General features: G+C 74.5%; 11 protein-coding genes and 1 riboswitch. Of the genes, 8 read left to right on the top strand and 3 right to left on the bottom strand.

Annotation, left to right across the window (positions count from 1 at the left end):
- The 5 genes from D7231_RS22425 to D7231_RS22405 are packed head-to-tail and all read left to right on the top strand — an operon-like array spanning position 1 to position 4,531.
- The gene (locus tag D7231_RS22425; RefSeq protein WP_120757304.1) at positions 1-903 is read left to right on the top strand and encodes a hypothetical protein; all 903 of its coding nucleotides are present in this window, start codon (positions 1-3) and stop codon (positions 901-903) included.
- Positions 900-1,970 carry a hypothetical protein gene (locus D7231_RS22420; RefSeq protein ID WP_120757303.1) on the top strand — a complete coding sequence of 357 codons (1,071 nt, stop codon included), beginning with the start codon at positions 900-902 and terminating at the stop codon, positions 1,968-1,970. Before D7231_RS22425 ends, D7231_RS22420 begins: the two co-directional genes overlap by 4 nt.
- On the top strand, positions 1,967-3,169 hold the full coding sequence (locus tag D7231_RS22415; protein WP_120757302.1) for a patatin-like phospholipase family protein: 1,203 nt from the start codon (positions 1,967-1,969) through the stop codon (positions 3,167-3,169). The genes D7231_RS22420 and D7231_RS22415 overlap by 4 nt, the downstream gene beginning before the upstream one ends.
- 21 nt (positions 3,170-3,190) lie before the next feature.
- Positions 3,191-3,955 carry a glycerophosphodiester phosphodiesterase family protein gene (locus D7231_RS22410; RefSeq protein WP_120757301.1) on the top strand — a complete coding sequence of 255 codons (765 nt, stop codon included), beginning with the start codon at positions 3,191-3,193 and terminating at the stop codon, positions 3,953-3,955.
- Positions 3,956-4,003: 48 nt separating this feature from the next.
- Positions 4,004-4,531, top strand: a complete 528-nt coding sequence (locus D7231_RS22405; protein WP_158673795.1) for a DUF4231 domain-containing protein — start codon at positions 4,004-4,006, stop codon at positions 4,529-4,531.
- Between the two features lie 31 nt (positions 4,532-4,562).
- On the opposite strand, the gene D7231_RS22400 is transcribed toward D7231_RS22405, so the two are convergent.
- Complete coding sequence (locus tag D7231_RS22400) at positions 4,563-7,529, bottom strand: AfsR/SARP family transcriptional regulator (RefSeq protein WP_120757299.1); 2,967 nt, start codon at positions 7,527-7,529, stop codon at positions 4,563-4,565.
- A 225-nt stretch (positions 7,530-7,754) separates the two neighbouring features.
- On the opposite strand from D7231_RS22400, the gene D7231_RS22395 reads away from it, so the two are divergent.
- Positions 7,755-7,961, top strand: coding sequence for a hypothetical protein (locus D7231_RS22395; protein ID WP_120757298.1), 207 nt, complete (start codon positions 7,755-7,757; stop codon positions 7,959-7,961).
- Positions 7,962-8,493: 532 nt separating this feature from the next.
- Positions 8,494-9,564 (top strand): S1 family peptidase, encoded by a 1,071-nt coding sequence (locus tag D7231_RS22390; protein ID WP_120757297.1) that lies wholly within the window; start codon positions 8,494-8,496, stop codon positions 9,562-9,564.
- A gap of 146 nt (positions 9,565-9,710) precedes the next feature.
- On the opposite strand, the gene D7231_RS22385 is transcribed toward D7231_RS22390, so the two are convergent.
- Entirely contained in the window at positions 9,711-10,184 is a 474-nt protein-coding gene (locus D7231_RS22385; RefSeq protein WP_120757296.1) for a C40 family peptidase, read from the bottom strand.
- Positions 10,185-10,188: 4 nt separating this feature from the next.
- A riboswitch (cyclic di-AMP (ydaO/yuaA leader) is annotated at positions 10,189-10,351 on the bottom strand.
- 344 nt (positions 10,352-10,695) lie between these two features.
- On the opposite strand from D7231_RS22385, the gene D7231_RS22380 reads away from it, so the two are divergent.
- Complete coding sequence (locus D7231_RS22380) at positions 10,696-11,778, top strand: carboxylate-amine ligase (RefSeq protein ID WP_120757295.1); 1,083 nt, start codon at positions 10,696-10,698, stop codon at positions 11,776-11,778.
- Between the two features lie 64 nt (positions 11,779-11,842).
- Here D7231_RS22380 and D7231_RS22375 read toward each other — a convergent pair whose 3' ends face one another.
- Positions 11,843-13,075 carry a sodium:proton exchanger gene (locus D7231_RS22375; RefSeq protein ID WP_120757294.1) on the bottom strand — a complete coding sequence of 411 codons (1,233 nt, stop codon included), beginning with the start codon at positions 13,073-13,075 and terminating at the stop codon, positions 11,843-11,845.
- Between the last annotated feature and the right edge of the window lie 12 nt (positions 13,076-13,087).

Here is a 13,087-nt window from a genome sequence, read left to right as displayed (position 1 = left end):
ATGTACAACTACGGGTGGAACGATCACGAGGCGCCCAAGGAGCCGCACACCACCGTCCCCTCCATACAGGCGGCGGGCGGCCAGTACTCGCAGGAGTGGTGGCTCGGCCAGCTGCACGACCTCCAGCAGCGGCTGGCCGCGGTGGAGTCCTGGCAGCACACCGTGGACGCGACGGCCGAGCAGCAGACCGCGAAGGCGAGAAGGGGCGGCGGCTCCTCGCAGACCGACCTGACCCGTCTGCGGGACACGGTGGTCCGGGTCTCCGACGGCGTGACCGCCATGGCCCACCGGGTGGACCACCTGGAGGACCGGTTGCGGCAGGCGGAGGTCCTGCTCGACCGGCTGCGCTCCGCGGGCGTCCGGGACGCCATCGCCACCGGCGAGGCCCCCAGCGACATGCACCGCAGACACTCGCAGATCAAGGAGCGCTACCAGCGCCTGGTCGACCAGGACCTGCGCAACCTCGCCCGCGAGCTGTGCCCCGCCGACGCCCGGCAGTGGGACCAGATGGCCGGCGGCCTGCCGGCCGCGCGGGCCCGGGCCGTCAGCGAAACCGTGCAGATGCTGTTCGCGTCCCAGCAGGGCGCTCCGGCCACGGCCGAGAACGTGCAGTCCACGCTGGCCCACCGCGGCTACGTGACGGAGGGCGTCGACCCCCGTCTCTACAAGGTCGTGGACGCGGCCAACGGCATCCTCCGCGACATGGCCGCCGTCGAACTGCCCGCGACCCTGCTGTTCGACGCCGACGTCACCACCCTCGCCGAGGGCGAGTACCAGGCCTACAACCGGCAGGACACCGGCGTCCCCGGCTTCCTCGTCGCCCCCGCCTACGCCGTCCAGGGCGAGGCCCCGGAGAACCACCTGAAGGCGTTCGTCTTCCTGGCCCCGGGCGAGGCGCCGTGAACGCCGTGACGCCGTCCCGGAACGGCTCGCTCAGCCTGGAGACCGTGGCCCGGGGCGTGCCGCTCGTCGACGACCGGCTGCTCCTGGAACTGACCAATGACCTGCACACCGCGCACGACCTCACCCGAGCCGCCGGCCGCGAGGGCTTCTTCGCCCGCCTGCTCGGCCGGGCGACCGGCCGCGACCGGATCCGCGAACGCACCACCCGGGACCGGATGCTGAGCTCCCAGCAGCTCACGCTGCGCTGGCTGACGCACCTGAGCGAGCGGATGACGGTGACCGACCTCGTGGTGGCCGAGGTCTCGGAAGAGGTGCACGACGCGAAGAAGCGCATCGAGCGCGTCGAGGCCGCCGGCCAGTGGTCGGCGGCCGCGATCGGCGAGCTCGGGGCGATCCTCGGCAGGCTGGCCAGCGACACCGGCCGCTTCCTGTCCGACCACGAGCGCCGGCTCGCGGCGCTGGAGGCCCAGCTGGCGCTGGACCGCTCGGCCCGGCGCTGGCGCAATCCCCGGCCCGACCCGGAGCTGCCCTGGCTCGTGGGAGCGGTGCTGCTGGCCCGCGAGGTGGCCTCCGGGCCGGCCGGCACGTACGCCTTCACCGGCGGCGAGACGCTCATGCAGCGGCAGCTGGTCGAACGCATGCTGCAAGATCCGCCGGTGCCCTGGTTCGAGGGCGTGAAGTCGGTGCCGGCCATGCTCACCGCCGTCGTACGGGACCTGCCCAGCGAGAACCACCGGCTGATGGTGGCCGAGCTCCTCGGCCTGGGCGTCGCCGACGAGTTATCGGACGCAGCCGGCCCGCTGACCTCCGCGCTGGCGCGGGCCACGGAGCTCGCCGTGGCGGGGGCCGATCCCGACGACGCCGCGCGGGCCGCCCTGCGGGACAGCAGCGGCAGCGGCGACCTCTTCCTCCCGTCCAGCCTGAGCGTCGAGCAGCTCGTACGGCGCATCGTGGCCGAGCAGTTCGCGGAGGCGCGGCAGCGGCGCATCCGGCTCCGCAAGCACGCGGAGCCCGAAGACGGCAGCGAGGGCGACGGCGACGACGGTGCGGGGCGTGATGCACGGTGACTGAAGCGCGAGACACGGAAGACCCTGCGGAAGACCCTGAGGACCTGAGCAGCGCGCAGGAGATCGCGCGCACCTTCGCCGGCTGGGCGGCCCGCGCCGACGGCGTGGCCGCCGGGCCCGCCACCCCCGTACCCCGGGCGCGGCCGGCTCCCGAGGAGCCGTGCCCGGCACCCGCGGCCCGCCCGGCGTTCCCCTCGCCCGGATCGCTGCGCATCGGGCTCGTGCTGGCCGGCGGAGGCGCCAAGGGGGCCTACGAACTGGGCGTCTGCGACTACCTCGCGGAGATGGGCCTGGAGATCGCGGCCATCGCCGGGACCAGCATCGGCGCCCTCAACGGCGCCGTCCTGGTCGGCGCCCCCGACCTGCGCACGGGCACCCGGCGCCTGGCCGGGTTCTGGGAGCGCTTCTCCACCCGCTCGGGCGTCACGCCCTTCGCCGACCAGGGCCTCCCGCTGGACGAGGCCGGCGCGGCGGCCGAGGGCACCGGCCGGCAGGCCCGGCTGCTCGCGCCCAGGCTGCTGGGCCTGCGCCGCCGGATCGGCCTGCTGGAGGAGCTCGTCGGCGAGGCGGTGGACGCGGCGGCGATCCGGGCCGGGCGGCCCCTGTGGGTGGCTGCCTACCCGCTCGTCCGCACGCCCGCCCTGCCGGTGCGGCTGCGGCACCTCATGGAGGTCCTGCGGTGGCTCGGCGGCGCGAAGGGCGCCATCCTGCGCCTCAACGGCCTGCCGGAGCACCAGATCCGGGAGGCCGTCCTCGCGAGCGCCGCGCTGCCGTTCATCTTCCCGTCCCGCGTGGTCGACGGCTGCGCCTACCTCGACGGCGGGCTGGGCGGGCCCGGCGACCGCACCCCGGTGCGCGCCTTCGCCGAGCAGGAGCACTGCGAGGTCGTCGTGGTCGTCCACCTGCACCCGGACGCCGTCGTGAGCTCGCACCCCGCGGGCCCCGTCACCCGGATCGACATCCGCCCCAGCGTCCCCATCATCCCGCCCGGCCCGCTGGGCCCGCTCACCGGCCTGCTGTCGTTCTCCCCGGACCGGGTCCAGGCGCTGCGCAGGCTCGGATACCGCGACGCGTGGGTACGCTTCGAGGAGCTCCGCCATCTGCTCGGTGTGCACAACTCCCTCTCCCAGGCCGAGACGCGCATGCTCGCGGCGTTCCAGCGGCTGTGCGACGCGCCCCGGCCCGCGGCTCCGTCGTGACGTTCCGTCCTGGAGGCCAACGTGCGGGATCTCCCCTGGCACCTGAGCCGGCCGATCGCGCACCGGGGCCTGCACGGCGGCCCGGACGGCCCGCCGGAGAACTCGATGGCGGCGTTCCGGCGGGCCGCCGCGCACGGCGTGCCCTTCGAGCTCGACGTGCAGCTGACCAGGGACGGCGCGCTCGTCGTCGTGCACGACGCGGCGGTCCGCCTGCCGTCCGGGCGCGAACGGCCCGTCACGTCCCTGACCCTGGGCGAACTGCGCGCGGTGGCCTCGTCGGTGCCGGGCGCCGCCCTGCCGGTCACGCTGGCGGAGGTGTTCGCGGCGGTGGCGGGGCGCGTGCCCGTCATGGTGGACGTCCGCCGCTGGGGGCTCGCCGGGGCGGGCGGCCTGGAGCGGGCCGTGACGAGCGCGGTCCGCCGCTACGACGGCCCGGTCGCCGTGCAGTCCTTCGACCCGCGCACGGTGTTCCGGCTGCGGCGCGCGCTCCCCGGGGTGCCGGTGGGACAGATCGCGGGGGCCTTGCGGTCCGCGCCGCCCGTGCTGCGCCAGGCGGGCCGGTCCATGGCCACCAACGCCGTCTGCCGTCCGGGCTTCCTCAGCTTCGAGCTGGACGCCCTGCCGTCGCGGGCCCTGCGCTTCTGGCAGCGGCGCGGGCTGCCCGTCATCGGCTGGACCGTCCATTCGCCGGAGCAGGAGCGGGCCGCGCGCGAGTCGGTGACCAACGTCTTCTTCTCCGGTTACCTGCCGTCGGCGTACGCGGCGCATCCGCCGCCGGCCCTGTGAGCAGGTGAGTGGCAAGTGAGTGATTTGCGAGTGAGTGCGAGGAAGAGTGTGCTGAGGAAACTGGGTCCGAGGTTCTCCGCGCCCCGCTGGCGGAGCTCCGAGAGGGGCTTCACCGCCGATACCGAGCGCTACGTCCTGGACGTCATAGATTTCTACGACGCCCGCGCCGCCTGGCACCGGCGCTTCTACCGGCTGAGCGGCGCGGTCGTGATCCTGGCCGGCGCGGCCCTGCCGGTCCTGACCTCGCTCGACTTCCCCGGCAAGAGCGCCGCGATCTCGGGCACGGGGTTCCTGGTGGCGGTCACCACCGCCTTGAAGAGCCTCTACCGCTGGGACGTCTCCTGGATACTGCTGCGGGAGACGGAGATCGAGCTCACCCGCGTCTATCTCCAGTGGTGCGCGGGAGGCCTCGGCCCGGACGCCACCGACGGGTCGCCCCGCTCGGCGAACGCCCTGCTCGACGCGGTGTTCAAGATCCGCCACCGGGAGTCCTCGCAGTTCTTCAAGAACCTGCCGGACCCCGGCCCTGCCGTCCAGCCGGTCAACGGCGGGGCGGGCCACCGCGCCGCGCGCTGACGCCCGGCGGGCGCGGGGTTGCGGCGCCGCGTCACCGCACCCGCGCGGGCGCTCCCGCCAGGAGCTCGCGCACCGAGGCCGCCTCGGGCACCCCCAGGCGTTCGAAGAGGGTCAGGGCCTCGCGGAGGTGGTCCTGGCCGCGGGAGGGGTCGCCCAGGCGGGCGCCGGCCCGGCCGAGGACGGCGAGGGCCAGGCCCTGGCAGTACGTCTTGCCCAGGTCGCGGGCGATGCTCAGGGACTGCTCGGCGCACGAGACCGCGTCCTCGTCGCGCCACTCGGCCAGGCGGCACTCGGCGAGGCGGGCCCAGGCCAGGCCCTCCCAGCCGCGCTGCTGCTGCTCGATGAAGGAGCCGAGGGCGTCCTGGAGCTGACCGGCCGCCAGGTCCGGGCGGCCGGTCTTGTGCAGGACGCAGCCGTGCTGGTAGAGGGTCAGCGCGATGGTCGGGCCGTTGCCGGTGGCCCGGGCGATGCGCACGGCCTCGGCGGCGTCGCGTTCGGCCTCGCGGGGCCGGTCGAGGGCGAGGCGGACGCGGGCGGTGTTGGCGAGCACCCGGGCCTCGCTGCCCTTGTCGCCCAGCGCGTCGCACAGGTGGCGGGCCTGCTCCAGCAGGGGCAGGGCGCGGGCGGGGCGGTCGGTGGCGAAGCAGAGGATGCCGAGGGCGTTGGCGGCGAGGTGGCGGCACAGGGGGTCGGCGGCGCCGTCCGCGAGGCGCAGGGCCTCGGACAGCTCGCGCTCGGCGGCCTCGTACACGTCGGTGAAGTAGTGCAGGTTGCCGAGGGCGTAGCGGGCCCGGGCCTCGACGCGCAGGTCGCCCGCCCCGTGGGCGGCGACGGCGGTCAGTTCGGACAGGCGGCGCAGTTCGTCGCGGTGCGCGGGGCCCTCGATCAGGCCCGACCACGTGAGCAGCACGTCGCCGGCGGGGCGCAGCGCGCCGGGCAGTTCGCGGACGGCCTGGGCGAGGCCGGCGGCGAGCGTGATGTGTTCGCGGCGCAGCCACTGGCGGGCCTCGTCGGCGGCGGCGAAGCCGGTGCCGGGGGCGGTGACGGGGTGGAGGTGGCGGTGCAGGGCGTGGTCGGGTTCGAGGATGCGGGAGGCGTTGCCGACGGTGGCGAGCAGGTGGTCGAGGAGGCGGGTGACGGCGGCGTCGCGGGCCTCGGGCGTCTCGGTGCGCTCGGCGCGGCGACGCGCGTAGAGCCGCAGGAGATCGTGGAAGCGGTACCGGCCGGGGGCGTACGACTCCAGCAGGCCGGCGTCGGCGAGGCCCTCGGCGAGGTCCTCGGCGGTGAACTCGTCGCAATCGAGGAGGACGGCCGCGGCGGCCAGGGGGAGGTCGGGGGCGTCGGCGAGGGCCAGCAGGCGGAAGGCCCGGGCCTGGTCGTCCGGCAGGTGGGTGTAGCCGAGCCGGAACGTGGCCTCCACGGTGAGGTCGCCGGCTTGCAGTTCGTCGAGGCGGCGGCGTTCGTCGTCGAGGCGGGCGACGAGGGAGGCGACGGTCCAGCCGGGCCGGGAGGCGAGGCGCGAGGCCACGATGCGGACGGCGAGCGGCAGGTGGCCGCACGCGGCGGCCAGGGCCTTCGCGGCGCGCGGCTCGGCGGAGACGCGCTCCTCTCCGGCGATGGCGGCCAGCAGCGAGAGGGCCTCGGCCTCGCTCGCCACGCCGACGTGGAACTGCCGGGCGCCCCCGAGGGTGACGGCACGGGAGCGGGTCGTCACGAGCACGGCGCAGCCGGCGGTGCCGGGGAGCAGCGGCCGGAGCTGGGCGGCGTCGCGGGCGTTGTCGAGGAGGAGCAGGACGCGGCGGTCGGCGAGCACGGACCGGTAGAGGGCGGCGCGCTGTTCCAGGTCGTCGGGGATGTCGGCCTCGGGGACGTCCAGCGCCTGGAGGAAGTGGGCGAGGACGCTGCCGCTGCCCGCGGGGTCGGCGCCGGTGCCGCGCAGGTCGACGTAGAGCTGGCCGTCGGGGAAGTCGGGGCGGGCCAGGTGGGCGGCGTGGACGGCGAGGGTGGTCTTGCCGACGCCGCCGATGCCGGTGAGCACGGCGATCGGCACGGCGGGGCCGGCGGCTCCGGTGAGCGCGTCGCGCACCTCGCGCAGCAGCTCCTCGCGGCCGGTGAAGTCGGGTATGCCGGCGGGCAGCTGGAAGGGGGCGCCGGCCGGGCGCCGGTCCTCGGCCGGTCCGCCTGCGGTCGCCTCGGCGGCGGGCAGGGCGAGCCCGGGGTCGCCGGCCAGGACCCGGGCGTGCAGCCGGGTCAGCTCGGGGCCGGGTTCGACGCCGAGCTCCTCGACGAGCAGCCGGCGTGCGTCGGCGTAGGCGGCGAGGGCGTCGACCTGGCGGCCGCAGCGGTAGAGGGCGAGGATCAGCTGGGCGCGCAGCCGCTCCCGCAGCGGGTGTTCGGCGGCGAGCGAGGTGAGCTCGGGGACGATCTCGGCGTGCCGGCCGAGGGCCAGGGCGCAGTCGAAGAGGCCTTCCTGGGCGGCGAGGCGCGCTTCGGCGAGCCGGTCCTGCTGGCGCTCGCAGTACGGGCCCGGGAGCCCGGCCAGCGCGGTGCCGTGCCACAGCTCCAGCGCCGCGGCGTACGTGGCGTGGGCCGTCCCGGTGTCGCCCGCGGTGCGGGCGGCGGCCGCCTCGGCGAGGAGGCGTTCGAAGACGTGGGCGTCGACGCGCCCGGGCTCGACGCGCAGGGCGTAGCCGCCGGCGACGGAGACGAGGACGGTCGCGGGGGTGCGGGCGGCGCGGCCGGGTTCGAGGAGGGTGCGCAGGCGGGAGGCGTAGGTGCGGATGGTGCCGAGGGCCTGGGGCGGTGCGTTCTCGCCCCACAGGGCGTCGATCAGCTCGTCGCTGGAGACCGTGGCGCCGCCGCGGAGCAGGAGGACGGCGAGCATGGCGCGCTGCTGGCGGGCCCCGAGATCCACGTGGTGGTCGCCCGCCTGCGCGCGGACCGGGCCGAGCAGCTGGAAATGGAGCAGGGGAGCGGACGGCTCCGTTGTCTCCCGCATGTCTCCCCCGACCGTGCCGTGCCGGATCCGTCCGGCGCCAGCGGTGACAGTACCTCAGTGTCCCTGACAAGAGCAGGGTCCGGCGAATGCGGCCGGCCCTGCCCGCGGGCGGGCGGCCCGCGCCCGGTGAGGGGTCGTTGATCGTACGTTGATGGCGCCGATACATACTTCAAGCACATGTGTTTCACGGCGCGTCACGGCGCGCCTTCTCTACAGGAGTTCGATATGACCGCTGAGGACCCCAAGCACACGGAGCAGGCCGGGGCCCCCGCCGAGCAGGCCGCCACGCCGGCCGAGCAGCCTGCCACGCCGACCGAGCAGGCCATCTCGACCGAGCTGGACCAGCCGGTCGAGCACGTGGAGGGGGGCGCCGCGCAGGGGCAGGGGGGCAGCGGCCCGATCCGCCCGACCCACACGTCCGGCGCCCAGTAACGGGGCGTGACGAGGCCGGGGTCCGCCGTACGGCGGGCCCCGGCTTTGTCTTTGCGGGCGCCGCGTCGCCCCCGGCCGTTAAGAACGGTCGCTCGCTAAGATCGCTCGCTAAGGTCGCCCGTTAAGACTGTGCAAAGGCCTCCCCCAGGGCCCGGCACGGACGGCCCACGGATGACGAATACCGGACAGGCGTACGCCTCGCCGTCCGCTCACCGCCCGGCCTCCGTCCGTACGCGTCACCCCCGTTCAGGGGGACGGCTCGCGGTGCGCGTGAGCCGCCGGGGGTCCGCCGCCGGGACCGTTCGCACGACCGAATGTCGCTCTTGAACTTCCGCTCGCCGCCTCGGGATACTCGCCCGTATCCCGTTCTTGACATGGACGCGACGATCACATCGGCCTGTCGCGCTCCGTGTCCCACCCGTGCGCGGCACGTGGGCGCATGACGTACACGCAGACGCACGACGTAACGCACGTCCTCCACACCGCCCGGGCGCCACCGCGCCGCCGGGCACTCCCCCACAGGAGGCCACGAGTGAAACGTTCCCGCATCTCCACGCGCCGTACGGCCGCCGCCGGTGCGGCGATGGCGGCCCTGACCGCCGCGGCGCTCACGCTCCCCAGCGCGCAGGCCAGCTCGCCGGCGCCCCGTCAGCTCTCCTCGCCGCAGGCCGCGGAGCTCGCCCAGCGCGTCACGGCCGGCCTGGGCGCGGACTCGGCCGGCGCGTACTACGACGCCGGCAGCGGCCGGCTCGTCGTCGGCGTCCTCGACCAGGCGGCGGCCGCGCGGGTACGGGCCGCGGGCGCCGAGCCGAGGACCGTGCGCCACTCGGCGACCGAGCTCGCCTCGGCCCGGGGGACGCTGAAGTCGGACGCCTCCATTCCGGGCACGGCCTGGGCGGTGGACCCGCGCCTCAACAAGGTCGTCGTCACCGCCGACAGCACCGTCACCGGCGCCCGCAAGGACCGCCTCGACAAGGTCGTCGCGAGCCTCGGCGACAAGGCGGTCGTGAAGAGAACGGCCGGGACGCTGCGCCCGTTCATCGCGGGCGGCGACGCGATCTGGGGCAGCGGCGTGCGCTGTTCCCTGGGCTTCAACGTCACCAAGGGAGGTCAGCCGTACTTCCTCACGGCCGGCCACTGCGGCAACGCCTCGCAGACCTGGTCCGCCACGCAGAGCGGCGCCCGGATCGGGGCGACCGAGAGCTCGACCTTCCCCGGCCACGACTACGCGCTCGTGCGCTACACCTCGTCCACCGCCCACCCCAGCGCGGTGGACCTCTACAACGGCAGCACGCAGAACATCAGCAAGGCCGGGGAAGCGACCGTCGGCGAGACGGTGCAGCGCAGCGGCAGCACGACCGGCGTCCACGACGGCCAGGTCACGGCCCTCGACGTGACCGTCAACTACGAAGAGGGCGCGGTCGACGGCATGATCGGCACCTCCGTCTGCGCCGAGCCGGGCGACAGCGGCGGCGCGCTCTTCGACGGTGACACCGCCCTCGGCCTCACCTCGGGCGGCAGCGGCGACTGCACTTCGGGCGGCGAGACGTTCTTCCAGCCCGTACCGGCGGCCCTCCAGGCCTTCGGGGCGCAGCTGCCCTGACGCACACTCCTCCGGGGATGCCCGCGGAGGGATCCCCGGAGGTCTCCGGGCCGGGGTAGGGTCGCCCCGGCCCGGTCGGGCGTGTGCGGCGCGATCGGTTTACGTGGCCGGCCGACGCGATCGGTTTACGTGGCCGGCCCGCGTGATCAGTTGACCCGGCCGTACCAGACGCTGCCGGACCAGATCTTCTCCAGGCGCACCGACGCGCCGGGCTTGGGCGAGTGCCAGATCTTGTTGCTACCCGCGTAGATACCGACGTGGTAGACGTTGCTGCCCGAGTGGAAGAAGACCAGGTCGCCCGCCTGGCGGGAGCCGGAGGAGATGTGCCGGGTCTTGTTGTACTGGTCGGCCGCGGTGCGCGGCAGGTTCTTGCCGACCTTCTTGAACGAGTAGAGCGTGAGGCCCGAGCAGTCGAACCGGTTGGGGCCGGCGGCGCCGTACTGGTAGGGGGAGCCCTGCTTGGAGGCCGCGACCTTCAGGGCGGCGGCGCCCGGGGTGGCCGCACTCGCCTCGGCCGACATGCCGGGAAGCAGCATGGACGCGGTCACGGTGGCGGCGGTGACCACGGAGGCGGCACCGGCGCGGGACATGAGCGTGGATATGCCAGGGAACGCAGACATGCCAAAACCCTTCGTCATCCGCCTACGAAAGATGACCTGTCGGGTTCGGGCTGTCGAAGTTGCCCGGCCATGCGAAATGGCTTCACCCCAAGGACCACCGCCATCGTGGTCCGCCGTGCTCGGGTCTCCCGCTCCTGCCGATCCATTCGTTTCTGCTCCGCACCCGGTACGGCGGCAGGACTCGGCGTCCGCCCGGGTCGCCCGCCTCGGTGACGGGATCTTGTTGTTCGATGCACGATCCTGCATCACGAACTGCCGGAATTCGGAGCCGAAAGGGGCTTCTGTGAACTTCTTCACTTCGCGTCGGCCCGCGGAACCGGGGTGTTACCCGGCATCACGAGCAGCGGGAAATCCCTTTTATCAAAAGGCGGTTGAAGAACTGATTCGAGTCACCGCGGCAGGGCGCGAAGGACGAGGTGAACGGGGGCGCGGCAGGGCGTCTTTGCGTCAGAAAGCCGGAGCGGCGGGCTCCGTGCGGTTCGCAGCAAGGGCCCGAGGGTAGCCCTACGGCATGCTCACCCTAGGGATCGAGGAGGAGTATCTTCTGCTCGACCCGGCCACCGCACTGCCGGTACCCCTGGCCGACGAGGTCCGGGCGGCGGTCGACCTGGATCCGGTCGTGCACGAGCGGGAGATTCAGGCGGAGCTGTTGCAGGCCCAGGTGGAAGTTGCCACTCCGGTCTGCTCCGATCTCGCCGAGGCCGGCCGGCACCTGCTGCGGCTGCGCCACGCGGTGAGCTCCGCCGCCAAGCGGTCCGGCTGCCGGATCGCCGCCTGCGGAACGGCGCCGTGCTCGGGCCCCGAGCCCGTCCCGGTCACCATCAACCCGCGCTATCTGGCGATGCGGACGCGTGCCGCCCAGCTCGTGGACGAGCAGTTCGTCCACGGCATGCACGTCCATGTCGCCATCCCCGACCGCGAGATGGGCGTCGCGGTCCTCAACCGGGTGCGGCCCTGGCTGCCCGTCCTCGTCGCTATGGCGGGCAACTCCCCGCTGTGGAACGGCCAGGACACCGGCTTCTCCAGCTGGCGGACCGTGGTCTACAGCCGCTGGCCGGTCAGCGGCCCGCCCCCGTACTTCCACGGCCTCGCGGACTACGAGGAGCGCATCAACGCGCTGATGACGGCCGGTGCGATCGCCGACCGGGGCCAGTTGTACTGGCAGGCGCGGCTCTCGGAGCGCTACCCCACGATCGAGGTGCGCTGCCTGGACGTGCAGTTGCGGGCCGACGACTCCGTCATGTTCGCCGGCATCGTCCGCGGGCTGGTCGCCACCGCCATCCGCGACGAGAAGGCCGGGCGGCCCCCGACACCCTGCCTGCCGGAGCTCCTCGCCGCCGCGAACTGGCACGCCGCGCGGCACGGCCTCGACGGGGTGCTCGTGGACCCCGCGGGCCTGCGCCGCGGCGCGGACGACGTCGTCCGCTCCCTCCTCGTGCACATAGGGCAGTCGCTGGAGGAGGCGGGCGACACCCGGCAGGTGAGCTCGCTGGTGCACCGGCTGCTGCGCCGGGGCACCCCGGCCGACCGGCAGCGCAGGGCGCTGGCCACGGACGGGCTGAAGGCGGTGATGGAGCTGATCGCGGAGCCGTAGGCCGCGGCCGGGCGGCCTCGCCGGACGCTTGCCGGCACTTCGTCAGAGGCTTGCCGGCACCCCGTCAGAAGTGCGGATCGCCCTCGATCCGCCCGCCGAGGGCCCGCCCGGTGGCCGGGAGGTACCGGACCCGCGTCGTCAGCAGGAGGGCCGCCAGGCCCAGGTAGACGTAGGTCAGCACCTCTCGGGCGTACTCGCCGGGAAGCGCGAACTGCACCGCGAACAGGACGAACAGGGCGGCCGCCTGCCACCGCGCGAAGCGCAGGTCCAGCAGGACGACGACGGCCAGGACGGTCTGTGCGGCCGTCAGGGCGACCTCGTCCACCTGACGGGTGACCAGCGGCAGGGCCGCCCCTCCCCCGCCGAGCGCATAGGCGAGGGGCAGGCAGCCGACCAGCAGCGTCCACTGGTTGACCTTGCTGGACAGCAGCGCGCCGAGCCCGTCGCCGGCCCGCGCGCGCCACGCGAAGACCACGGCGACGATCAGCTCCGGGGCCTCGGAGGCGAGCGGCGCGAGCCACTGCACCAGGACGAAGCGGTCGATGCCGAGCGAGGCGCCCGCCTCGACCAGGCCGTGCGCGAACGGCTCGGCGCACGCGAAGACGACCGCCGCGGCGCCGGCGAACAGCACGGCCGTGGTGGTGCGCCGGCCGGCCCGGGGCAGCGCGGCGAGCCGCGCCGGCACGCCGACCATCTCCTCCATCTCGCCCGAACCGCACTTCCCGATCCGGTAGAGGTAGTAGCCGTACCAGGGGATGAGCACGACCGGCACGTACCAGCTGATCTCCCGGGTGAGCGGCATGACGAAGGCGACGACCGCGGCCACGGCGAGGAAGGCCACGTCGATCCGGCGGTGCGGCTCCAGGACGACCGGTCCCGGGGCGACGCCCCGGCGGCGCCGGGACAGCGCGGCGGCGAGCGCGACGAGCGGCCAGCCGACGCCCACCAGCAGCCGGTTGGCGCCGGTCATGTTGGCCGCCGCGTACGCGGCGTAGGAGGGGTCGGAGCCGGCCGCGTAGGCGAAGTAGAGGTCGACGGCGTACTCGGGCAGCACGGCGATGAAGGCCAGGAGGGCGAGCGCGAGCGCCCCGGCCATGTCCGCGCGGGCCGTCTCCGCGGCCCACATCAGCAACAGCGCCGCACTCAGCACGCCGAGCCCGAACACGCCGACGGCCGCCCCGGGCGCCGGCTCGCCCCCGCTCAACCGCACCACAACCGCAGGAACCGCCCCCGCACAGGCAACCGCAATCCGCACCGCGCTCGCCAGGACGGAGGGCGGGGCCGCCGACTCGCGCATACCGGCTCCTGA

It is taken from the genome of Streptomyces klenkii, assembly GCF_003626645.1.
Taxonomy (GTDB): domain Bacteria; phylum Actinomycetota; class Actinomycetes; order Streptomycetales; family Streptomycetaceae; genus Streptomyces; species Streptomyces klenkii.
Note: the sequence above shows the minus strand (reverse complement) of the source record. Positions and strands in the feature narration are given on the sequence as shown.